The following is a 20,910-nucleotide window of genomic DNA, read 5'->3' as shown; positions in this document are numbered from 1 at the left end:
CCGACTGAGCCGCAGCTCTGGCTTCGGGGTCAGTGCCGTCCGAGCACCTCGTTGTAGGCGTCGAGGTCGACGTAAAAAACCTTGGTCATTTCCCCGATCAGTTCATGCTCTTCGTAGCCTTGCGACATCAGGATGCTGATCGCCGTCATGATGTCGACGCGTTCGGTGAGGCGTCGCTTCTGATAGTCCTCGACAAAACGTTCCATCGCCGTCCCCTGGCAAGTCGTGGTTGGACGCATTGACCGACAATCACTGTTTTGGAAGGCTAGGCAGGCTTGCTTGCGTGGAGCTTGCCGGCTGAGCGCACGCGCTCCCCCTCATTCGCGACTGGTACGGAAAGCGGCCGACTCACCAAGGCCGGGAAAAGACTAGCACGCGGCCCTCGACGCGCCAGAGTTTGCCCTCTCGCGCGGCCGGGACGATTTTCGTCTGTCTGCAAATTGATGCCCGGCCGGGTGCGGTCGTTCGCCGTGCTCCGGCCGGGCGCCTTCCCCTCGAAGGCAACGCTTGTGTCGGTCTGCCACTTGCGGCCGCCGATCGGTCCTTACGGATCGCCGCGTCATTGGGCGACAAGACCAATGCGCAATAAGCCTTGCAATCGACATGCCAAACCGCGGGCCGCCGCTTGGATGCCAGGATAATCCATATTTTCAATTGGTTACCGCTAAACCGCCAAGCAGCGGAGAACCCGGTCGCACCCAGATACTGACGAAACTTTGCGCAGGACTGCCTGGATTTCACCCAGTGACTCGGCTTGCCAAATATGGATCCGGGCTGCAGCAGCGGAACTCGGCGGCGGTTGCGATGCAACCGCAAAATAGGGCAAGGTCGCCGCGCAAACGAGCGACGTCATGATCCTGCGAATTGTCCTGAGCTTCCTGTTTTTCTTGTCTGCCGCGAGCGGCGCCCGCGCCGGCTTCGCCGAAGGCAAGATGCCGGACGGCGTTTACCATTGCGAAGTCTACCTGCTCGGCATGTTCCTCAACCTCGGCGACATCACCATCAAGGGCGATCTCTACAGCGGCCCGGTCAGCTTCGGCGGCGCACCGCAGGCTTACAATTACCAGATTAACCCCAACGGCGAGATCAGCTGGCTCGGTCCGCTCGGCGGCTACACCAGCGGCGGCAACTCGATTTCCTTGACGCAGGCGACGCTCGATGACCCGGCCGGCCCGTCCTTCGACATCATCATGAAGCAGCCCGACGGCGCCTTCACCGCCTCGACCTGCACCAAGAGATAGCTGAAGTCGTTTGCGCAGCGCTCGTCCGAGGGGTCAGCGCTTCATCAAACGCTCAACCGCTAGCTTTCCGCCGCCACTTCGAGTGCCAGCCGCGTCATGTCGGTGAACAGTGCCTGGCGTTCGGAATACTCGGTCTGCTCGCCGGTGACGACATGGTCGACCACCGTCAGCAGCGACAGGGCGCGCGCGCCAAACTGTGCCGAGATACGGTAGAGCGCGCTGGTTTCCATATCGACCGCCAGCGCGCCCAGAGTGCGTGCTTCGTCAAATCGGTCGCGGCCTTGCGGGTGATAGAATATGTCGCTGCACACCGTCAGCCCCGCGCTGCAGGTGATGCCGAGATCGGCAGCGCGCCGTACCGCCAGCGCATGCAGCGCCGGATCCGGCCCCGCCGGCTCGTAAAGCCCGAACACGTCTCCGCTGATCGGGCCTTCGGCGCGGACGGCGCCCGAAATGACGACGCCCCGCAGCGCCACGGCTTCGGCAAGGGCACCGCACGTGCCGGTGCGGATCAGCGTCTTCACGCCGTGATAGTCCAGCAGCTCGTGGGCGTAGATCAGGAAGGACGAACCGCCGATCCCGGTCGACTGGATGCTGACCGCCTTGCCGCGGAACCGGCCGGTGAAACCGAGAGCGCCGCGGCGGCGATTGACGCAGCGCGGCCTTTCCAGGAAGGTTTCGGCCATCCACTGCGCGCGCTCGGGATCGCCGGGCAGAAGCACCGTCTCGGCGAAATCCCCCCTCTCCGCGTCGTTGTGCGGCGTCACGCGCTACCACCCCCATGATTGGTCCCATTTACCATCATGACAGTCTCGCGCAACGCAAGCAACTTGTCAGGATTCCAGCACTTCCTTGACGATCGTCGCCAGTTGCTTCAGCGAGAACGGTTTCGGCAGGAAGCCGAAATGCGCGTCGGCCGGCAGGTTCTTGGCGAAGGCGTCCTCGGCATAGCCTGAAACGAAGACGAATTTGATGTCGTGCTGCCGCTTGCGCAATTCGCCGAGCAGCGTCGGCCCGTCCATTTCGGGCATCACCACGTCGGAGACGACGATGTCGACCTTGCCGCCAAGGGCTTCGAACACTTCCAGGGCCTCGACTCCGGAGGACGCTTCGTGGACGGTGTAGCCGCGCGAGGTCAGCGCCCGCACACCCCCCATGCGCACCGCGTCCTCATCCTCCACCAGAAGCACGGTGGCCGAGCCGGACAGATCCCTGGCCGCCTCGGGCGGCTTTGCCGGCGCCGCCGCGGCCGCAGCCTCGCCGGACTCGCTCGCCTTCTTCACCTCGGCGACATGACGCGGCAGGAATATCCGGAAGACCGAACCCTTGCCGACCTCGGAATCGCAATAGATGAAGCCGCCGGTCTGCTTGATGATGCCGTACACCATCGAGAGGCCGAGGCCTGTGCCTTTGCCGACCTCCTTGGTGGTGAAGAACGGTTCGAAGATCTTCTTCAGCACTTCGGGCGCAATGCCGCTGCCGGTATCCTCGACCTCAACCAGCACATAGTCGGCCGGCGTGAGCTCGCGATAGGGGAAGGACTTGCATTCGTCGCTCATGACGTTGCGGGTGCGCACCGTCAGGTCGCCCCCGCCAGGCATGGCGTCGCGCGCGTTGACGGCGAGGTTGACCACCACCTGCTCGAACTGGCCGATATCAACCTTGATTGGCCACAGGTCCCGGCCGTGGTCGATCTTGAGCTTTATGTCATTGCCCACGAGGCGCGCAAGCAGCATCCGCAGGTCCGCCAGAACATCGGTCAGGTTGAGCACTTCCGGCCGCAGCGTCTGCTTGCGCGAGAAGGCGAGCAATTGCCTGACCAGCGATGCCGCGCGGTTGGCGTTCTGCTTGATGTTCATGATGTCGGGGAAGGACGGATCCGACGGCCGGTGGTTGGTGAGCAGAAGATCGGATGCCATGATGATGGCGGTGAGCACATTGTTGAAATCGTGCGCGATGCCGCCGGCGAGCTGGCCGACCGCCTGCATCTTCTGGCTCTGCGCCATCTGGCCTTCGAGCGCCTTCTGCTCGGTCGTCTCGACGGCATAGACGATGGCCGATTCCTCCGCCCCCTCGCCGCCGGTACCGTCGGCGACGGCGTTGACGTAGAAGCGCACGTGCCTGTTCTCGTTGCCCGGCAGCACGGTATCGATCGGGTCTATGTCGGCTTGGCGCTGGCGCGCCTTCTCGAAGGCGACGGCGAAAGCGGGGCGGTCGCGTTCGTGGACGACAGTGTCCAGCCGCACCCGGCGGTCGACGGCATCGCGGTCGACGACGGAGGAGAACAGTGACAGGAACGGCGCGTTGGTACGCAGGATGCGGCCGCTGGCATCGACGCCGGCAATTGCCATCGGCGTCGAATTGAAGAAGCGGGTGAAGCGGACTTCCGATGCGCGCAGGTCCGCGGATGCGTCTTCGCCCTGGGTGCGGTTGAGCACGATGGTGCGGGTCGGGCCGTTGACGCCCTCGCGGCTCGCCGAAACGCGGTGCATGAAGCGGACCGGCAAGGCTTGACCGCTCATCGTCGTCAGGTCGAGGTCGATGACGGCATTGCGCGTCGTGCCGGGATCGGCCTTGACCGAACGGACCAGCGCCATACCGTCGCCGGCGACGACTTCCGGCAGCGTGATGGCTCCCGGAGTGAAGCTGGCAAGGTCGATGCCGAGCCATTCGGCAAGGGTGGCATTGATATAGGTGACGCGACCCTCCTGGTCGGCCGAGAAGAAACCGGCCGGCGCGTGATCCAGATGATCGATGGCTTTCTGCAGATCGAGGAAGAAGCGCTCCTGCTCGGCCCGCTCCTGCGAGATGTCGGCGAGCTGCCAGGCGAGCATCGGCAGGCGTTGGCCGGGCACGCTGAAGGCTCGCGCCCGGGCGCGATACCAGCGCGCCCCGGGCTCCGCGCCCGGCTTGATGGATTGCGCCAGCCGGAACTCACCATCGCCGGACTGGCCGTCGCGCAGGCCGGAAGCGAGCCGGTAGATGGTCATCGAGGCCTCGGGAACATCCGAGAGCAGGCCCTCTACGGTCTTCAGGTCGGTCGCCGATGCCGCCCCCGTCATGTCGGCATAGGCCCGGTTTGCATAGATGACGCGGCCCTTGGTGTCGGTGACCAGAAGTCCCTGTGACATCGAATCCACGAAGGCCTTCGACAGTTCGTCGCTGGTCGAGCGTGGCGCGATCTGCACGAAGCCGATGGCCGTGGCGAACAGGAAGCCGACGCCGATCATGGCGAGCACACCGAGCATCCCGAGCAGGAAGGGGTCGCCCAGACGCTCGCGGAAAAGTCCGAAGACGATGGCCGCACCGGTCAGGACGACGATGAAGACAATGAGCCTGGCGACAGCACCCGGACGCGTGTTCTGGTCGACGATTGGTACCGGATAGAAATCGCCGCGCGTTTCCTTGGCCATGTGCCCCCTGCTCGTGATTCCGATGCCCGACACCCGCGGACGGCCGGTTGAATCATATTCTCCTGTAGCGGAAAAGGCCCCGCCGGCAAATGTCAGATAAAAATGGGCAAGGGCCACGAATTCGTGTCTCAAACTGTTCACGAAGCGTGATGCCAACTTGCGGCGGCTAGTCCCAAAGGTCTACTGTCGCGTCACTTCAAGAGGCGATTGGGTGCACCGATGCTGCAGTGGCTGGATAGCGTGGCGGGTCCGGGTTATGTCGCTGCAATCCTGTGGACGTTTGCAGCGCTCATCCTGCTTATCGTCGTCCTGCTCGTCATAAAAGTCGTTCGCAACCTCACTTTTGGTACTTTCGTCGCCGGTGGCAGGAACCGCAAGACGCGCCTCGCCGTCATGGACGCCACCGCCGTCGACAGCCACCGCCGCTTGGTGCTGGTACGACGCGACGACATCGAACACCTGATCCTGATCGGCGGGCCGACGGATGTCGTCGTGGAGCGCGACATAAGGCTGGCCGCGCCGCGCCGCCCGGCGCTGACCGCCGATGGCGGGCAACAGCAGACGGCCGCGCAACGTCCACGCGCCCCTCAGCCGGCGCCGGCGCCAGCGAGGCAGCCACCGACAACGACCCCGGCTCCAGGTGCGGAGCCTGCGCGTCCCCGCTCTGCCAGCCCTGCGTCCGGGCCGGCGGCGCCAAGCCTGCCAAGCGCGAAAGTCATGCCCCTTCCCGCCTATGGCTCGAACGGCAGCGCCCGGCATGCTCCGCCGCCGCCCTCCAACGATTCGATCGACGATACGCTGATGCACGACCTGGAGGCGTCGCTGGAGGAGTCGCACCCCAAGCCGGCAAGCAACAAGCCGCCAGCGGCCAAGCCGTCGCTCGACGACGAGATGACCAAGCTGCTCGGCGAGCTTGCCAGTCACAAGCGCTGAACGGCCAGCGGTTCTCGGCGCTACAGGCAAACCGCCTCTTTGCACCTAAAACAAAAAATGGCCGGGAATCTCCGGCCATTCTTCAGTCCATGCCTGTCCGGCGCGTATCAGTCGTCGCGATAGACCTTCTCGCGGCGCTCGTGCCGCTCCTGCGCCTCGATCGACAGCGTTGCGATCGGGCGGGCGTCGAGCCGCTTCAGCGCGATCGGCTCGCCCGTCTCCTCGCAATAGCCGTAAGTGCCTTCGTCGATGCGCTGCAGCGCGGAATCGATTTTGGAGATCAGCTTGCGCTGGCGATCACGGGCACGCAGTTCGATGGCGCGGTCGGTTTCGGACGAGGCGCGATCGGCCAGATCGGGATGGTTGGCGTTTTCCTGCTGCAGGATTTCGAGAGTTTCGCGGGCTTCGCGGAGAATGTCGTTCTTCCAGGTTATAAGCTTTTGGCGGAAGTACGATTTTTGCCGTTCGTTCATGAACGGTTCGTCTTCGGAGGGTACGTAATCGGCGGTAACGATATCGCTCATTCGACTCACCCAACAACCCCAAATGTGGCGCCTATATATTCGCGGACAAGTCCCTGCACAAGCGCATTCGGCGACAGTTTCACGCATTTGTTAGTCTGAACGGCGCTACGCCCTTTGTTGAATGACCGGCGGCGAATTCATCCATGATTCGTTGTGGTTGGGGGGTGCCGGCCATTGTGCGCGGCGACTTTCTGGTGACTAATCGCGAAACGCTTGCCCATGCGCATGATGGGGGTCCGGTTGAGCAGACTTTATCTGTTTAGGCATGCAAAGGCCGGTTGGGCGCTGCCCGGGGTGCGCGACTTCGACCGTCCGCTCGACGAATCCGGTATCGCCGATGCCGAGGCGATGGGCGACGCCATGCGCACCCGCAACTACGTGCCCGATGTCACGCTTTGCTCCAATGCCAAGCGGGCCAGGCAGACGCTAGAAGGACTTGCGGGCCGGACCGACCTCGGCCGGGTGCTGTTCTTCGACACGCTCTACAGCGAGGACGCGGCTGGCTATCTCGACATCATCCGCAAGAACGGGAGCGCCGGCTCGCTTCTGGTGATCGGACACAACCCGATGACGGAAGACCTCGCCATCGCGGTTTCGGGCGACGGCGAGGAGGCCGCGCGCGGGCTGCTCAACTACGGTTTTCCTACCTCCGGCTTGGCCGTGGTGCGCTTTCCAGGCAATCTCGCCGAAGCAGACCGGGGCAGCGGCTTTCTCGAAGCCTTTCTGACGCCTGCCGATCTCTGAGGCCATTCCAAACGACGGCTCCAGCGCCTATATCGGGGCCTGACTATGGCAAATTCCAGGAAAACTGCGCAGCGGTTTTCCACCCGCAATTGCGTGAAAACAAATACTTGGAGCGTATCTGCGATCCTGGCCGCTCCAAGTCCAGGGATCTGTTTTTGGCATCATCGCTGACCACTCTTGCCGACGAGGCGAAAATTGCGCTCGACACGCTGTCGGGCCGTGCCGCGGGGCTCTTCTCTCCCTCGCTGCGCCTGGGCGTCACCGGGCTTTCCCGTGCCGGCAAAACCGTGTTCATCTCCGCGCTGGTCCACAACCTCATCCATGGCGGACGGCTGCCGCTGTTCGAGGCACAGAAGTCGGGCCGCATCGCCCGCGCCTTCCTCGAGCAACAGCCGGACGATGCCGTTCCCCGCTTCCAATACGAGGACCATGTCGCGGCTCTCGTCAAAGATCGCGTCTGGCCGGCCTCGACGCGCGCCATCTCCGAACTCAGGCTCACCATCGAGTATGAGTCGGCCTCCGGCTGGAATCGCCTGTTTTCGGCCGGAAAATTGTCGCTCGATATCGTCGACTATCCCGGCGAGTGGCTGCTCGATCTGCCGCTGCTCGGCAAATCCTTCGCCGAGTTTTCGCGTGAGGCGGTGGAACTGGCCACCCTTCCGGTCCGCGCCGACCTTTCGCAGGCCTGGCGCGAGCTGGCCTCGACGATCGACCCCGACGCCGATGCCGACGAGATGACAGCGCGCCGGCTTGCGGAGAGCTTCGCCGCTTACCTCAAGGCCTGCAAGCTCGACGAGCGTGCGCTGTCGACGCTTCCGCCCGGCCGTTTCCTGATGCCCGGCGATTTGGAAGGCTCGCCGGCGCTCACCTTCGCGCCGCTGATGAAGCTGTCCGATCGGCGGCCGCGTTCCGGATCGCTGCTGGCGATGATGGAGCGTCGCTACGAGGCTTACAAGACGCATGTCGTAAAGCCGTTCTTTCGCGAGCACATCACCCGCCTCGACCGACAGATCGTGCTGATCGACGCCCTGCAGGCGCTGAATGCCGGTCCCGCCGCGATGGCTGACCTCGAACGCGCGGTTACCGAAATCCTGTCCTGTTTCCGGCCTGGCCGGGGCAACTTCGTCACCGACCTGTTTTCAAGGCGCATCGACCGCATCCTGGTGGCGGCGACCAAGGCCGACCACCTGCATCACGAAAGCCATGACCGGCTGCAGGCGATCGTGCGCCGTTTGGCCGACCGGGCGGTGGCGCGCGCGAATTTCAGCGGCGCTGAAGTCGACGTAGCCGCCATGGCGGCGATACGCTCGACCGGAGAAGGAACGGTCAAGCAGGGGCGCGAAACACTCCCGGTAATCATCGGCACGCCGCTGAAAGGGGAAAAAATCAACGGCGAGATATTCGACGGGAAGACCGAAACCGCCATATTTCCAGGCGATTTGCCGGAGAAAGTCGACACGGTGTTCGACCTCTCCGGACCGCATGCCGAAAGCAACGAACCAGCGATTCGCTTCGTGCGCTTTCGGCCGCCAAAGCTGGAACGTACGGCCGAAGGCGCGACGCTTTCGCTGCCGCATATCCGTCTCGACCGCGCGCTGCAGTTTCTGATCGGAGATCATCTGGCATGACCGCGCCCCGCAAACCCGCGGCCTTCCGTATCGAGCCCGAGGCAGCACCAACACAGGCGCCGCCGCAGAAGCATCGCGCCGAGGAGCAGCCGGCACGCAGGCCGCGCACCGCCAGGCCGGATGTCGCGGTGGTCATTCCTTCCGAAACCGACGTGTTCGACGAGCCCGATATCCAGCAGGCCGCGCCACCGCCGGCAACTGGGCCAAGAAAACGGTCCCTGCTCGCTCGCCTGTTCTTCGGTGCCTTCGGCGTGCTGGTCTCGCTCGCGGTCGGCTTGTGGACCGACCGCCTCATCCGTGACTTGTTCGCACGCGCTGAATGGCTTGGATGGCTGGCGGCCGGCACGGCGGCTATCGCGCTTCTGTCGCTGCTCGTGATCCTTATTCGCGAATTCATGGCCATCGCGCGTCTCGCCGAGGTTGAGAAGCTGCAGAAGCGCGCCCTCGACGCCGTCGCGCGCGACGACCCCAAGGCTGCGCGCGCTTTGGTCGACGAACTCTCGGCCTTTGTGGCAGCGAAGCCCGAGACCGCGGCCGGCCGTCGCTCGCTTGCCGAATTGCGCGGCGAAATCATCGACGGCGGCAATCTGGTGCGGCTCGCCGAGACCGAGATTTTGGCGCCGCTCGACGCCCGCGCCAAGGTGATGATCCTCGAAGCCGCCAAGCGCGTGTCGCTTGTGACGGCTGTCAGCCCCCGCGCCCTCGTCGATGTCGCCTATGTCGTGTTCGAGGCGGGGCGATTGATACGGCGCCTGTCCGAACTCTATGGCGGCCGCCCTGGCACGCTCGGCTTCTTTCGGCTGGCGCGCGGCGTTCTGGCCCATCTCGCGGTCACGGGATCGATCGCCGTCGGCGACAGTTTCGTGCAGCAGATCGTCGGCCACGGGCTTGCAGCAAAACTCTCGGCAAAGCTTGGCGAAGGTGTCGTCAACGGCATGATGACGGCGCGCATCGGCATCGCGGCAATGGAGACGGCGCGTCCGCTGCCGTTCATCGCGGCGAAACGACCTGGGCTTGGCGATTTCGTTTCGGCGCTCACTTCATTTGCGTCGCGAAGGGACAGTCAGGTAGAGCCATAGGGTAAATGCGAAAACCGTCGACAGTGACGAAGCATTAACCAATCTTCTTCATGGTCGTTTCTGTTCCAAGAACAGACTCTGTCGTGCCGGGTGTCGTCCATGAAAAGCGTAATCTTGTCTTGCATCCTGCCCGCGATGGTTGCGCTCGCCGCGCCACTCGGCATAGCCGGAAAGGCTTTCGGGGCAGAGCCGGACAAGCAGTTTTTCCGCTCGGTCGAAGGCAAATGGGTCGGCCCGGGCGAGATCATCGCCGGCAAGTACAAGGGCACCAAATTCACCTGCAATTTCAACGGCTCGACGCCTGACGGCAAGGTCGGCATGACGCTCGACGGCGACTGTCGGGTCGGCGTCTTCACCCAAAAGATGTCGGCGACCGTCGAGCGCAGGGGCCGCGAAGGCTACAAGGGCAACTTCATGGGCGGCTCGTCCGGGAACGGGCTCGACATCATCGGCGGCAACGTCGTCGATCCGCAGAAGGTCGTCTTCACCATCAACCGCAATCAGTTGAATGGCGTCATGCAGGCCCGTATCCCCGGCGACAACTCGATGACCGTGACGGTGGCGGTACGCGTCAACAAGCAACTGGTCCCGGTCATCGGCATGAGCCTGAAGCGGGTCGATGCGATCGAAGTGGGTTCGATCGCGAAGAACTGACCCAAGTCGACGAGGCACAATAAAGGCGGCAGCCGTCGACTACCGCCTTCTTCAGTTCCAGAGAGCTGCGCTCAACCCTTGATGGCGGCAGTCACTTCGTCATAGGCCTTGCAGGCTTCATCGAGCGTCGTGGCGCCCTGGTATTTCGTGGTCACGGCCTGCACCTTGGCCGTAAGGTCGGCTGCCTTGGTCGGATCCTTGGTGATCGCTTCCTGAAGCGCTGCGGCCATGTCCTGCGCCTTCTTGGTGGCCATCTCCTGCGTGCATTCGGGTCCCTCCGAGCAGGCCGAGCCCGCAAGCGCCGCAACACCAACGACGACGAGCAAAAACTTCTTCATGTCAGTCATCTCCTCAAAAAAGCAACAACCTGATCGTCGCTGCCTCCAACGGCCGAAGCCGCAGGTCCCTTAGCCGCTGATTCTGGCAATACGCAACGAGACGATTGCATAAACTTGTGTAACGCCCGGCAATACAGCGGCGCCGCGGATTCTGCATTGTTCTGGCGCTACCGAGCCCCTGCCCTTGCTTCACGCTCCCGCGGCATGCAAGGAGTGATTCATGTGTGGACGGCCCCCGTTGAGCAAGAAGATTCTGACAATGGCAATACTGAAGCGGTCAGGTTCATTCATGTGTTCGGCCTGTTTTTGTGCGGCCTCAGGCCGCTGGCCATGATGGTGTCGGTGGATCGGGCCCTCATCAAGCTGCCGCGCTGCGATGCGCGTTGAATCACTCAGGTTCTCCCGATCCCCGGCTTGACCGGATCTGCATCACTGATGTCGTTCTCTCCTGCCCAAACTGGATGTCATTTCGCGCGACCGTCGTTACCCTCGAGCCATTGACGGCGTCGCGCGGTAGTTTTCCTCACGCGCCATCACCGCCCAGGCGATCCGCGCTACCTTGTTGGCGACAGCGACTGTGACCAGCCGTGCCGGCTTACGCTCGAGCAACTGGTTCGCCCAGGTACTGACGGTCGTCGCTTTTCGCCGCGTGTATCGGATGACCGCCGTGGCGCCGACGACGAGGAGATGCCGTAAATAGCGATCTCCCATCTTCGAGATTCCTCCCATTCTGTCTTTGCCACCGGAGGAATGTTGTTTTGGAACAAGGCCGAGCCAAGCAGCGAATTGACGACCGGAGCGGAAGACTTTTGCGTCGACGACGGTGGCAGCGAGGGCGGTCGCCGTGATGAAGCCGATTCCGGGAATGGTTGAAAGCCGCCGGCAGACCTGGTTCGTGCGATACCACGCCAGAAGCTCGATCTCGATCTTCCGGATTTGTGCGCCAAGCCCTTCGATCGTTCGGGCGAGGAGGATAAGAACCTGTCGCGCCATCGCGGGGAGCGGCCCATCGCCCTTGTCAAGAGCTTCGATTAGACCACGGACATGGGCCCGGCCCTTCGGTGCGACGACGCCATACTCGGCCAGATGCGCCCGCATCGCGCTGATTTGCGCTGTGCGCTGCCGAACCAAGAGGTGGCGAGCCCGATGAAGCATCAGAATGCTCTGGGCATCCGCCGATTTGACAGCCACGAACCGCATTGTCGGTCGCGTCACCGCCTCGCAGATCGCTTCCGCGTCGGCCGCATCGTTCTTGTTGCGCTTGACGTAGGCCTTTACGTAAGCCGGCGGCATCAACTTGACCACATGCCCGAGTGCAATCAGCTCCCGCGCCCAATGGTGCGCCGTCGCGCAGGCCTCCATGCCGATGAGGCACGGCTGCATATCGCGAAGCAACGGAATAAGCTGATCGCGCCGAACTTTTCGACGGAGCACCGCGTTTCCTGCATTATCGACGCCGTGAACTTGAAAGACGTTCTTGGCGATATCCAATCCGATCGTGATAACTTGCATGCGGACGGTTCCTTCCCTCTGATGGTCCTTTGACAACGCCATCTTGGCACATTGCGATGCCGCTGGGTCGGGGGCCGTCCACCCCATCAAGCTAACAAGGTGACGAGCATGGCGGCAGAAGGATCGGGCAGCGATCTCGTACAGGTTGTGGCGCTGCTCGCCGCCGGCGTGGTTGCCGTGCCGATCTTCAAGCGAATGGGGCTGGGCTCCATCCTGGGCTATCTCGCTGCCGGCGTGGTCATCGGCCCGTTCGGCCTTGGCGTCTTTGCAGAATCGGAGGCCATCCTGCACGTCGCCGAGCTAGGCGTCGTCATGTTCCTGTTCATCATCGGCCTCGAAATGCAGCCGTCGCGGCTCTGGGGCTTGCGGCGCGAGATCTTCGGCCTCGGCGCGCTGCAGGTCGGCGTCTGCGCCGTGCTCTTGACCGGGGTCGGCCTGGCCGGAGGCTTTCCGATCGCGCAGTCCTTCGTCGCCGGCGCCGGCTTCGTGCTGACCTCGACCGCAATCGTCATGCAACTGCTCGAGGAACGCGGCGAGATCGCCACACCCAAGGGCCAGCGCATCGTCTCGATCCTGTTGCTCGAAGACCTGATGATCGTGCCGTTGCTGGCGCTGGTTGCGTTCCTGGCGCCTGGCGGCGCCGAGACCAGCCTGTCCGAACGGCTCACCGAGGTCGGCATCGGCATCGCCGCGATCATCGGATTGGTCGTCGCCGGGCGCTATTTGCTCAACCCGCTCTTCCGTGTCCTGGCGGATGCCCGCGCCCGCGAAGTCATGACCGCCGCCGCGCTGCTGGTGGTCCTTGGATCGGCGCTGGCCATGCAGCTTTCCGGCCTGTCCATGGCGATGGGCGCCTTCCTCGCGGGCGTGCTCCTGTCGGAGTCGACCTTCCGCCATCAGCTCGAAGCTGACATCGAGCCGTTCCGCGGCATCCTGCTCGGCCTGTTCTTCCTCGCCGTCGGCATGTCGCTCGACCTCAACATCGTAGCGCAGAACTGGCGGCTGGTGGCCATCTACGTCGTCGCCTACATGGTGATGAAGGCGGCCGGCATCTACGTCGTCGCCCGCATGCTCAGGACCAGCCATCGCGAAGCGGTCGAACGGGCCGTCTTCATGGCGCAGGGCGGCGAGTTCGCCTTCGTCCTCTACTCCGCCGCGGCCGGCGTCGGCATCATCGACGGCAACGCCAATGCCACACTGACGGCCATCATCATCATCTCGATGGTGCTCACCCCATTGGCGATCGTGGCGCTGCGCTACCTCACGCCGCGCGACGAGCAGTCGTTGGAGGGCGTCGATATCGCCGATGGGCTGACCGGCAGCGTGCTGATCATCGGCTTCGGCCGTTTCGGCCAGATCGCCAGCCAGCCGCTGCTTTTGCGCGGCCTCGACGTCTCGATCATCGACAACGAGGTCGAGATGATCCAGGCGGCAGCCGACTTCGGCTTCAAGGTCTATTACGGCGACGGCACGCGGCTGGATATCCTGCATGCCGCAGGCGCCGGCAGGGCGCGTGCCGTGCTGATCTGCGTCGACAAGCCGGACGCCGCCGTGCGGATCGCGCAATTGATCAAGTCGGAATTCCCGTTCGTCACCCTGCTGGCGCGCGCCTTCGACCGCGGAACCGCGCTGCAGCTCATCCGCGCCGGTGTCGACTACCAGTTGCGCGAGACTTTCGAATCGGCGCTCGTCTTTGGCGGCTCGGCATTGGAAGCGCTGGGTGTCGACCCGGAAGAGGTCGCCGAGGTCATCGAGGATGTGCGCCGCCGCGACAGCGCCCGCTTCGAGATGCAACTCGCCGAAGGCGTCCGCGCCGGCCAGCGCTTCCTGAAGGGCAATACCGGCACGCCGATCCCGACGCCGCTCGCCCAGCCCCGCCGCACTGGCCAGGCGCTGAACGAAGAGACGGCCGGGATGCTCAACAAGGCAGAGACGAAGAGCTGAGGAGCTACGCATGGCAGAACGCGATACGAGAGCGCTATCGGTCACCCAATTCTGGCGCGATGCCGGCGAGAACGCCTGGTTCGAGAAGAACGATGCTTTCGACACCGGTTTCCGCAATCGGTTCCTCGATCTTCACCACGCCGCCGCCCGGCGCGAATGCGATGACTGGAGCGACTATGCCGAAGGCTCGCTGGCGCTGATGATTCTGCTCGATCAGTTTCCGCGCAACTGCTTCCGCGGTACCGGGCATATGTACGCGACGGATCCGCTCGCCCGGCATTTTGCCGACAAGGCGATAGCCGCCGGGCATGATCTGGAGCTCGAGGTGGCGCTGCGCGTCTTCCTGTACCTGCCCTTGGAGCATTCGGAACTGCTTGCCGATCAGGAGCGAGCCGTACAGTTCACCGCCGCCAGGGCACCAGACTATCTCAAATATGCGGAAGAGCACCGCGATATCATCCAGCGCTTCGGCCGCTTCCCGCACCGAAACCGGATGCTCGGCCGCGAGACGACGGCGGAAGAGAAGGCGTTTCTCGACGGCGGTGGTTTTTCGGGCTGACTTACCGGTGTCAGCCCAGCCACCACTCCCGGCCCGATGGCAGGCGCTCGATCCCTGAGGCATCGACGCCGGCGAGCCGCTCGGAAACACTCCTGCCTCCAGCGGCAAGGTCGGGCGCGATCTCGGCTAGTGGCGCCAGCACGAAGGCACGCTCCAGCATGCGCGGATGCGGGACCTCGAGCCCGGTTTCATGGATGATTCGATCGCCGAACATCAGGATGTCGATGTCGATCAGGCGCGGACCCCAGCGCTCCTCGCGCACCCGTTTCAGCCGCCTTTCGACATCGAGGCAAAGGTCGAGCAGGGCGCGCGGCGCAAGCGTCGTCTCGATCGCGGCCGCCGCATTGAGGAAGTCCGGTTGATCGAGCTTTCCCCAAGGCGGCGTGCGATAGAGCGACGAGACGGCCATCACGCGCGTCGCCTCATCGCCATCCAACATGCGCAACGCGGCAGCCATGGATTTCGCGGGGTCGCCGAGATTGCCGCCAAGGCTGAGATAGACCGTGTTACTCGGGCCAGACAACGGTCACCTCGACATAATCCAGGACGCCCGGCACCGGGGCGTTCGGCTTGCGCACCGTGATCTCGGCTTTCCTGATCTGCGGAAACCGCGCCGTCAGCGCTTTCGCCACTTCCAGCGCCAGCGACTCGATCAGGAAACGCCGGTGCCCGGTGACGATCTTCTCGATGACCGCAAAGGCGATGCCGTAATTGACGGTGTCCTCGATGGAGTCTTCCTCGAGCCGGCGGCCGGGCTCGACCGTGAGCTCGGCGTCGACATAAAAGCGCTGGCCGAGCGTCTCCTCCTCGTCCAGCACACCATGCCGGGCAAAGAAGGCGCAGTTCTTCATGCGGATGATGTACATCGTCAATGTCCGGGCGGGTCGATTTCTCTGGCCAACATAGCATCGACGACGGCCAGCGCGTCCACGTTGATTGCGACATCGTGGACCCGAAACAGGTCGGCACCCTTCAGCCGAAGGATGACGCTGGTGGCCGCGGTGCCTACCGCCCGCTGGGCGGGTTCCCGGCCCGTGACCGTCCCGATGAAACGCTTGCGAGACGTCCCGGCCATCAGCGGAAAGCCGAGCTCCCGAAGTGCGGAAAACCGCGCCATCAGATCGAGGTTCTCTTCTGCTGTCTCCTTGGCGAAGCCGAAGCCGGGGTCGAGCACGATCTGGCCATCGCCGACACCGCAGGCCCGCGCGATCTCCAGCGATCTTCGCAGGAACAGGAACTGGTCTTCGATCACGTCGGGCAGTTTCTGCCGCTCGCGCCCGGTGTGCATGATGACGAGCCCGGCACCGGTCTGCGCCGCGATGCGCGCGATGCCCTCTTCGCGCTGCAAGCCCCAGACGTCGTTGACGATATGCGCGCCGGCGGCGACGGCACGCCGGGCGGTGTCCTCGCGATAGGTATCGATCGAAATCAGCGCCTCGCCGGACGCGGCGAGCGCCTCGATGACCGGCAGCACGCGCGCCTGCTCCTCCTCGGCCGTCACCGGGGCAAAACCAGGCCGTGTCGACTCTCCGCCGACATCGATGATCGACGCGCCCTCCTCCACCATGCGGCGCGCTTGGGCTAGCGCGTTCTTCGGATCGATGAAGAGACCGCCATCGGAGAAGCTGTCAGGCGTCACGTTGAGGATTCCGACGATGACCGCTTTCGGGCCAAGGTCGAGATGGCGTCCATGCGCCAGCTGCCACCGCCTCGTCGTCATTGTCCATCAACCATTCATGATCCGCGGAAAATCCGTTGCGCTGGCAACGGCCGTAAAGCAAGGTGGACCAAGAGGCAACCTGATGAACCGATCCCTGCTCTGCGCCCTGGTGCTGACACTCGCCGCCATGCCGGCCGACGCGGCGAACCTGGTCAAGACGTACAGCTATTTCAGCGTCCGCGGCCGCACTCTGGACGACATCGCAAGCCAGCTGTCGAAAAACGGGCCCGAGGTGAAAAGCACCGGATCGCGACATCCCGGCGCGACCCAGATGGCGTTCACCACGCGCGTCAGCTACGCGCAGACGGCGAATTCCTGCCGGATCGCCAACGCACAGGTCACCATAAGGGTCAAGGTTATCCTTCCTGAGTGGCGACGCCCCCGTAGGGTACAGCCCGACGTCAGGCTGTTCTGGGATACGCTCTCGGCCGACATCAAGCGGCACGAGGAGCGCCATGTCGAGATCGCCAAGAACCATGCCCGGGAACTCGAGGATGCGTTGAAGGCGACTTATCCGCAGCGGACCTGCGATGCAGCAAAGGCCCAAGCCGCCCAAATCACTGCGAGTGTCCTAGCCAGGCACGATCGCGCCCAGGTCCAGTTCGATCGCGTCGAAGGCGTCAATTTCGAAAGCCGCATCCTGCGGCTGCTGCACTATCGCTTGCAGCGCATCCAGAGCGGCCGGTTGGCGCCGGACTGAACGAGGACAGGCAGGCCGGCGCAGGCCAAACATGCCCAAGCATAGTGCCAGATGTGAAAAACTTTCGAGTGGCGGTCGAAATCGGCCTAAATCGAACGACATAAGTCTGGTTCGCAAGCCCGCGAACGCAAGCACGGAACATTCATTTAGGCTGCACACACAGCGGGCCGACCGCCCAGGCCCGGCACTTCCTGGCGGAATGCGCACCAGCCTTGAAAGAACAAGCCATGGATCAGGCCATCGACAACCGCACCGCGATGGGAGCAACCGCCTCGCCGATGAGCGAGAGCGAGAAGAACGCCATTATCGGCGGCGTTCTTCTGTCGATGCTGCTGGCGGCGCTTGACCAGACAATCGTTGCCCCCGCTTTGCCGACGATCGCGCATGCGCTGGGACATGCCGAGTATCTGCCTTGGATCGTCACCGGCTATCTTCTGACGGCAACCGCGATGGCGCCGCTCTATGGCAAGATTTCCGACGTCTACGGACGCCGGCCGGTCATCTACGCGGCCGTGCTGATCTTCCTGCTGGGCTCGCTGGTCAGCGCGCTTGCCCCCAACATGCTGGTCCTGGTCATCGGCCGCGCGGTTCAGGGCGCCGGCGGCGGCGGCCTGTTCGCCCTGACGCAGACCGTGATCGGCGACCTCGTGCCGCCGCGGGAGCGGGCACGCTATGCAGCCTGGATCTCCGGCACCTGGGCAGTCGCGAGCGTCGCTGGCCCCCTGCTTGGCGGCGTCTTCGCGGAGCACCTGCACTGGTCGCTCATTTTCTGGATCAATCTGCCGATCGGCTTCCTCGCAATGGCGATCATCAACAAGCCGCTTAGGAAGCTGCCGATCGCCGCCAAGCACCACCGCATCGATGGGCTTGGCGCGGTATTGCTGGTCATTGCCACGGCGCTCCTGCTTCTGGCCCTCAACTGGGGCGGCAGCGCCTATCCCTGGCTCTCCGCCGAAATCCTTGGGCTGGTAGCCTGTTCGGCTGTGTTCTGGGCCTTTTTCGCGTGGCGCCTGCTCAGGGCGGTGGAACCGTTGATCTCGCTCGAGGTGCTAAGCAATCCGATCGTGCTCGCCGGCACGCTGTCGATGTTCCTGCTGCAGGCGGCAAACATCGGCGCCTCCGTCTACCTGCCGGTCTATCTGCAGTCGGTCGTCGGGCTTCCGAATCCGGCACGGCCATGCTCGGGCTCCTGCTTGGCACGGTCGCCGGCGCAACCTTCAGCGGCCGCATGATACCGCGCCTTGTCCATTACAAGCGCATTGCCATGTTCGGCATCGTGTTGGCCATCATCTGCATCGGGGTGCTCAGCGCCATTGCCCCACACGCCTCGCTGCTTGAGGTGGAGATCCTGACCACCCTCATCGGCTTGGGCAGCGGAACGACGTTTCCGGTCAGCACCGTGTCCGTCCAGAATGCCGTCGACCGGGCGCATCTTGGTGTCGCCACCGGCGTGCTGACTTTCCTGCGGTCGCTGGGCGGCGCACTTGGCGTCGCCATGCTTGGCGCCGTCGCGCTCGGCTACGGGCTGCCGCTCGCCGCCGAGGGCTCGCTCAGCCATATCGAGTTGACGTCGGCAATGCCCTTCGTGATGATCTTCCTGACGGCGGGCATCACGCTGGTGCTGGCGCTGGTCGCGCTGGCTTTGATGCCGGAAAAACCGCTTCGCGGCCACCCCGAGCAGGCGGCGCCGGCCCTCTCGGAATAGCGCCTGCGGCTTTGCCAGGCGCTAGTCGTGCACGCCGAGCTTCTTCTGCAGGCTTGTCGATGAGGTCGTGTACTGGAAGACGATGCGCTCGCCGGGGCTTACGATCCGCTTGGCCGCTTGCGCCATCAGGGCGACTTCGTGGAATCCGGACAGGATCAGCTTCAGCTTGCCCGGATACCAGTTGATGTCGCCGACGGCGAAGATGCCGGCAACCGAGGTCTGAAACTTGTCGGTGTCGACGGGGATCACGTTCTCATGCAGGTTGAGCCCCCATTCGGCGATCGGGCCGAGCTTCATGGTGAGACCGAAGAAGGGCAGCATGCGGGTGCACGGCACCTCGACATCGCCGTCCGGGCCTCCCTTGACGGTCGCTGACGAGAGCTGGCCATCCGCGCCCGTCAGGCCGCTCACCTGGCCGACACGGAATGACAGATGCTTCATCTCCTGCAGCGCGTACATCTTGTTGACGCTGTCGGGCGCCGCCCGGAATTCCGGACGCCGATGCACGAGGGTAACGCTCTTCGCGATCGGCTGCAGGTTGAGCGTCCAGTCGAGAGCGGAATCGCCACCGCCGACCACGACGAGATCGTGGCCCCGGAAATCCTCCATGCGCCTGACGGAATAGAAGACGCTCTTGCCTTCATAGTCCTCGATGCCCGGAATGGGGGGACGCTTGGGCTGGAACGAACCGCCGCCGGCGGCGATCACCACCACCTTGGCCTCGAACACCTCGTTCTCGTCCGTGGTGACGCGGAAGCTGCCGTCCTCGAGCTTTTCGAGGCTTGAGACCATCCGGTTGAAGGTGAACCCCGGCTTGAACGGATGTATCTGCTCGAGCAATTTGTCGACCAGACCCTGCGCCGTGATGATCGGCCAGCCGGGAATGTCGTAGATCGGCTTTTCCGGATAGAGTTCGGCGCATTGCCCGCCGGGACGGTCGAGAATATCGATCAGATGGCACTTCATGTCGAAGAGGCCAAGCTCGAACACGGCGAACAGGCCCACCGGCCCCGCCCCGACGATGAGTACGTCCGTCTTGATCGTATCGTTCATCAGTTCCGCCCCGTTTTGGGAATGGGATGGGACACTGCATGAGCGATGGGCTGCTGCCAAGCAGCGACGGGAAAAGAAAATCCGAAAGTCGGCTTAGCCCTGGCGTTCCGGCACGCGGACGACAAGCCCGTCGAGCGCGTCGCGCACCTTGATCTGGCAGGACAATCGCGAGTTCGGCTGGACGTCATAGGCAAAGTCCAGCATGTCCTCCTCCATCGCCTCCGGCTCGCCGACCTCCGCCGTCCAGGCGTCGTCGACATAGACATGGCACGTCGCGCAGGCGCAGGCGCCGCCGCATTCCGCTTCGATGCCGGGCACCGCGTGGCGGATCGCGTTTTCCATGACGGTCGAGCCGTTCTCGGCGTCCACGTCGAATTGAGTGCCGTCATTGGCGATGAAAGTCAGCTTGGTCATTTGTCACCTGAAGGAGTCGCAGCCGAGATAATCACTCCGCCGGACAAGTCAACTGCGGCGCGAAAGCGCCACCGAATGACGTTTTTCAGAAGGCGCGCTTTGCCTGGTCAGCGGCTGATGGCGGCGATGAACTCGCGCACTTCCTCGATCAGAGCGCCGAGCCTCTTGAGGACTCGGGCATCGTCGGGTTGCTTTTCGATCGCCTCGGCACATTCAGCAACGCCGAAGGCGCCAATGCCGCGCGCGGAGCCCTTCAGGCCATGCGCAAGCAGAATCCGATCCTTGGGATCGGCATCGAGGATCTTGTCGCGCACCGAAAGCGCCTGTTGCACGAACAGGGCCAGAACTTCCTGCTCGAGCGCGCGATCGTCCATTGTCTGCCGCGCCAGATGGGCTAAATCCACAGGCCGCGACCCTGCTGTCCCCGACGCATCGCCACCGGGCATGGAAAACGCAATACCAATCTCGCCACGCATGCTCGCTGCAACTCCAAAACTGCGCTCGGCCGCGGGAAAATAGGCGGATTCCCGTCGCCAGCGGGTTAACGCTTGCCCTGAAAAAATGTTGTCAGAGAGGCCACCAAATCACGCTTGCGTTAACCCTATATTTAAAGTTTTACGTATCGCCCGGAATGCATGTTTTCTTTACCCCCGTGTGTCATTACGATACGAGGGGTCCACTTTTCAGCCTCCTGCATGGGACCAGACAAGCCAGAATCAGGCCAAAACCATAAGTCCCGCGGCAGCTAG

The 20,910-nt window shown here is 63.6% G+C and carries 22 protein-coding genes and 1 pseudogene; 11 read left to right on the top strand and 12 right to left on the bottom strand.

Annotation, left to right across the window (positions count from 1 at the left end):
* Positions 1-29: 29 nt before the first annotated feature.
* Complete coding sequence (locus tag EJ074_RS29855) at positions 30-206, bottom strand: hypothetical protein (protein ID WP_095805961.1); 177 nt, start codon at positions 204-206, stop codon at positions 30-32.
* Between the two features lie 645 nt (positions 207-851).
* Between EJ074_RS29855 and EJ074_RS29350 the strand changes: the two genes are divergently transcribed.
* Entirely contained in the window at positions 852-1,241 is a 390-nt protein-coding gene (locus tag EJ074_RS29350) for a hypothetical protein (RefSeq protein ID WP_095805962.1), read from the top strand.
* Positions 1,242-1,300: 59 nt separating this feature from the next.
* Here the strand turns inward: EJ074_RS29350 and EJ074_RS29345 are convergent, their stop codons facing one another.
* Both EJ074_RS29345 and EJ074_RS29340 read right to left on the bottom strand, forming a co-directional pair.
* Complete coding sequence (locus tag EJ074_RS29345) at positions 1,301-2,008, bottom strand: DeoD-type purine-nucleoside phosphorylase (protein ID WP_095805963.1); 708 nt, start codon at positions 2,006-2,008, stop codon at positions 1,301-1,303.
* A 66-nt stretch (positions 2,009-2,074) separates the two neighbouring features.
* Entirely contained in the window at positions 2,075-4,654 is a 2,580-nt protein-coding gene (locus tag EJ074_RS29340) for an ATP-binding protein (RefSeq protein ID WP_095805964.1), read from the bottom strand.
* A 219-nt stretch (positions 4,655-4,873) separates the two neighbouring features.
* On the opposite strand from EJ074_RS29340, the gene EJ074_RS29335 reads away from it, so the two are divergent.
* Positions 4,874-5,587 carry a flagellar biosynthetic protein FliO gene (locus EJ074_RS29335; protein WP_095805965.1) on the top strand — a complete coding sequence of 238 codons (714 nt, stop codon included), beginning with the start codon at positions 4,874-4,876 and terminating at the stop codon, positions 5,585-5,587.
* 107 nt (positions 5,588-5,694) lie between these two features.
* Here EJ074_RS29335 and dksA read toward each other — a convergent pair whose 3' ends face one another.
* Positions 5,695-6,111, bottom strand: a complete 417-nt coding sequence (gene dksA / locus EJ074_RS29330; RefSeq protein WP_095805966.1) for an RNA polymerase-binding protein DksA — start codon at positions 6,109-6,111, stop codon at positions 5,695-5,697.
* 240 nt (positions 6,112-6,351) lie between these two features.
* On the opposite strand from dksA, the gene EJ074_RS29325 reads away from it, so the two are divergent.
* The 4 genes from EJ074_RS29325 to EJ074_RS29310 all read left to right on the top strand — a co-directional run bounded on the left by EJ074_RS29325 (position 6,352) and on the right by EJ074_RS29310 (position 10,216).
* Positions 6,352-6,855: a histidine phosphatase family protein gene (locus EJ074_RS29325; RefSeq protein ID WP_095806154.1), complete on the top strand. Its 504-nt coding sequence runs from the start codon at positions 6,352-6,354 to the stop codon at positions 6,853-6,855.
* Positions 6,856-7,010: 155 nt separating this feature from the next.
* Complete coding sequence (locus EJ074_RS29320) at positions 7,011-8,483, top strand: YcjX family protein (RefSeq protein WP_095806155.1); 1,473 nt, start codon at positions 7,011-7,013, stop codon at positions 8,481-8,483.
* On the top strand, positions 8,480-9,562 hold the full coding sequence (locus EJ074_RS29315) for a YcjF family protein (RefSeq protein WP_095805967.1): 1,083 nt from the start codon (positions 8,480-8,482) through the stop codon (positions 9,560-9,562). Before EJ074_RS29320 ends, EJ074_RS29315 begins: the two co-directional genes overlap by 4 nt.
* Before the next feature lie 135 nt (positions 9,563-9,697).
* Positions 9,698-10,216, top strand: a complete 519-nt coding sequence (locus EJ074_RS29310) for a hypothetical protein (RefSeq protein WP_245420349.1) — start codon at positions 9,698-9,700, stop codon at positions 10,214-10,216.
* Positions 10,217-10,287: 71 nt separating this feature from the next.
* Here the strand turns inward: EJ074_RS29310 and EJ074_RS29305 are convergent, their stop codons facing one another.
* Positions 10,288-10,554 carry a hypothetical protein gene (locus EJ074_RS29305; RefSeq protein ID WP_095805969.1) on the bottom strand — a complete coding sequence of 89 codons (267 nt, stop codon included), beginning with the start codon at positions 10,552-10,554 and terminating at the stop codon, positions 10,288-10,290.
* Positions 10,555-10,710: 156 nt separating this feature from the next.
* On the opposite strand from EJ074_RS29305, the gene EJ074_RS29300 reads away from it, so the two are divergent.
* A complete protein-coding gene (locus EJ074_RS29300; RefSeq protein WP_129553943.1) occupies positions 10,711-10,941 on the top strand; it encodes a hypothetical protein in 231 nt (76 codons plus the stop codon).
* A 96-nt stretch (positions 10,942-11,037) separates the two neighbouring features.
* Here the strand turns inward: EJ074_RS29300 and EJ074_RS29295 are convergent, their stop codons facing one another.
* Entirely contained in the window at positions 11,038-12,066 is a 1,029-nt protein-coding gene (locus EJ074_RS29295; RefSeq protein ID WP_127863028.1) for an IS110 family transposase, read from the bottom strand.
* 108 nt (positions 12,067-12,174) lie between these two features.
* On the opposite strand from EJ074_RS29295, the gene EJ074_RS29290 reads away from it, so the two are divergent.
* Together EJ074_RS29290 and EJ074_RS29285 are read left to right on the top strand one after the other, a co-directional pair.
* A complete protein-coding gene (locus EJ074_RS29290) occupies positions 12,175-14,010 on the top strand; it encodes a monovalent cation:proton antiporter-2 (CPA2) family protein (RefSeq protein ID WP_095805970.1) in 1,836 nt (611 codons plus the stop codon).
* A gap of 10 nt (positions 14,011-14,020) precedes the next feature.
* The gene (locus EJ074_RS29285; RefSeq protein WP_095805971.1) at positions 14,021-14,569 is read left to right on the top strand and encodes a DUF924 family protein; all 549 of its coding nucleotides are present in this window, start codon (positions 14,021-14,023) and stop codon (positions 14,567-14,569) included.
* Between the two features lie 10 nt (positions 14,570-14,579).
* On the opposite strand, the gene folK is transcribed toward EJ074_RS29285, so the two are convergent.
* The 3 genes from folK to folP are packed head-to-tail and all read right to left on the bottom strand — an operon-like array spanning position 14,580 to position 16,289.
* A complete protein-coding gene (gene folK / locus EJ074_RS29280) occupies positions 14,580-15,092 on the bottom strand; it encodes a 2-amino-4-hydroxy-6-hydroxymethyldihydropteridine diphosphokinase (RefSeq protein ID WP_095805972.1) in 513 nt (170 codons plus the stop codon).
* The gene (gene folB, locus EJ074_RS29275; protein WP_095805973.1) at positions 15,076-15,435 is read right to left on the bottom strand and encodes a dihydroneopterin aldolase; all 360 of its coding nucleotides are present in this window, start codon (positions 15,433-15,435) and stop codon (positions 15,076-15,078) included. The genes folK and folB overlap by 17 nt, the downstream gene beginning before the upstream one ends.
* A gap of 2 nt (positions 15,436-15,437) precedes the next feature.
* Positions 15,438-16,289, bottom strand: a complete 852-nt coding sequence (gene folP / locus EJ074_RS29270; protein ID WP_095805974.1) for a dihydropteroate synthase — start codon at positions 16,287-16,289, stop codon at positions 15,438-15,440.
* Positions 16,290-16,371: 82 nt separating this feature from the next.
* Here folP and EJ074_RS29265 point away from each other — a divergent pair, with 82 nt between their 5' ends.
* Positions 16,372-16,989 (top strand): DUF922 domain-containing protein, encoded by a 618-nt coding sequence (locus tag EJ074_RS29265; RefSeq protein ID WP_095806156.1) that lies wholly within the window; start codon positions 16,372-16,374, stop codon positions 16,987-16,989.
* Positions 16,990-17,216: 227 nt separating this feature from the next.
* Positions 17,217-18,694: pseudogene (locus EJ074_RS29260) on the top strand (MDR family MFS transporter).
* Between the two features lie 21 nt (positions 18,695-18,715).
* On the opposite strand, the gene EJ074_RS29255 reads toward EJ074_RS29260, so the two are convergent.
* The 3 genes from EJ074_RS29255 to EJ074_RS29245 all read right to left on the bottom strand — a co-directional run bounded on the left by EJ074_RS29255 (position 18,716) and on the right by EJ074_RS29245 (position 20,637).
* Positions 18,716-19,747 (bottom strand): NAD(P)/FAD-dependent oxidoreductase, encoded by a 1,032-nt coding sequence (locus EJ074_RS29255; RefSeq protein ID WP_129553942.1) that lies wholly within the window; start codon positions 19,745-19,747, stop codon positions 18,716-18,718.
* Between the two features lie 93 nt (positions 19,748-19,840).
* Complete coding sequence (locus EJ074_RS29250) at positions 19,841-20,161, bottom strand: 2Fe-2S iron-sulfur cluster-binding protein (RefSeq protein WP_095805977.1); 321 nt, start codon at positions 20,159-20,161, stop codon at positions 19,841-19,843.
* A gap of 107 nt (positions 20,162-20,268) precedes the next feature.
* Positions 20,269-20,637 carry an Hpt domain-containing protein gene (locus tag EJ074_RS29245; protein ID WP_095805978.1) on the bottom strand — a complete coding sequence of 123 codons (369 nt, stop codon included), beginning with the start codon at positions 20,635-20,637 and terminating at the stop codon, positions 20,269-20,271.
* Positions 20,638-20,910: the final 273 nt, after the last annotated feature.

The organism is Mesorhizobium sp. M3A.F.Ca.ET.080.04.2.1 (genome assembly GCF_003952525.1).
Classification (GTDB): Bacteria; Pseudomonadota; Alphaproteobacteria; order Rhizobiales; family Rhizobiaceae; genus Mesorhizobium.
This window is presented reverse-complemented; position numbering and strand designations above follow the sequence as displayed.

Bases quoted from the DNA above. Each gene is read 5' to 3' on its own strand.
- EJ074_RS29855 (WP_095805961.1), bottom strand. From the start codon at position 206: ATGGAACGTTTTGTCGAGGACTATCAGAAGCGACGCCTCACCGAACGC.
- EJ074_RS29350 (WP_095805962.1), top strand. From the start codon at position 852: ATGATCCTGCGAATTGTCCTGAGCTTCCTGTTTTTCTTGTCTGCCGCG.
- EJ074_RS29340 (WP_095805964.1), bottom strand. From the start codon at position 4,654: ATGGCCAAGGAAACGCGCGGCGATTTCTATCCGGTACCAATCGTCGAC.
- EJ074_RS29335 (WP_095805965.1), top strand. From the start codon at position 4,874: ATGCTGCAGTGGCTGGATAGCGTGGCGGGTCCGGGTTATGTCGCTGCA.
- dksA (WP_095805966.1), bottom strand. From the start codon at position 6,111: ATGAGCGATATCGTTACCGCCGATTACGTACCCTCCGAAGACGAACCG.
- EJ074_RS29315 (WP_095805967.1), top strand. From the start codon at position 8,480: ATGACCGCGCCCCGCAAACCCGCGGCCTTCCGTATCGAGCCCGAGGCA.
- EJ074_RS29310 (WP_245420349.1), top strand. From the start codon at position 9,698: ATGGTTGCGCTCGCCGCGCCACTCGGCATAGCCGGAAAGGCTTTCGGG.
- EJ074_RS29305 (WP_095805969.1), bottom strand. From the start codon at position 10,554: ATGAAGAAGTTTTTGCTCGTCGTCGTTGGTGTTGCGGCGCTTGCGGGC.
- EJ074_RS29295 (WP_127863028.1), bottom strand. From the start codon at position 12,066: ATGCAAGTTATCACGATCGGATTGGATATCGCCAAGAACGTCTTTCAA.
- EJ074_RS29290 (WP_095805970.1), top strand. From the start codon at position 12,175: ATGGCGGCAGAAGGATCGGGCAGCGATCTCGTACAGGTTGTGGCGCTG.
- EJ074_RS29285 (WP_095805971.1), top strand. From the start codon at position 14,021: ATGGCAGAACGCGATACGAGAGCGCTATCGGTCACCCAATTCTGGCGC.
- folB (WP_095805973.1), bottom strand. From the start codon at position 15,435: ATGTACATCATCCGCATGAAGAACTGCGCCTTCTTTGCCCGGCATGGT.
- folP (WP_095805974.1), bottom strand. From the start codon at position 16,289: ATGACGACGAGGCGGTGGCAGCTGGCGCATGGACGCCATCTCGACCTT.
- EJ074_RS29265 (WP_095806156.1), top strand. From the start codon at position 16,372: ATGAACCGATCCCTGCTCTGCGCCCTGGTGCTGACACTCGCCGCCATG.
- EJ074_RS29255 (WP_129553942.1), bottom strand. From the start codon at position 19,747: ATGAACGATACGATCAAGACGGACGTACTCATCGTCGGGGCGGGGCCG.
- EJ074_RS29250 (WP_095805977.1), bottom strand. From the start codon at position 20,161: ATGACCAAGCTGACTTTCATCGCCAATGACGGCACTCAATTCGACGTG.
- EJ074_RS29245 (WP_095805978.1), bottom strand. From the start codon at position 20,637: ATGCGTGGCGAGATTGGTATTGCGTTTTCCATGCCCGGTGGCGATGCG.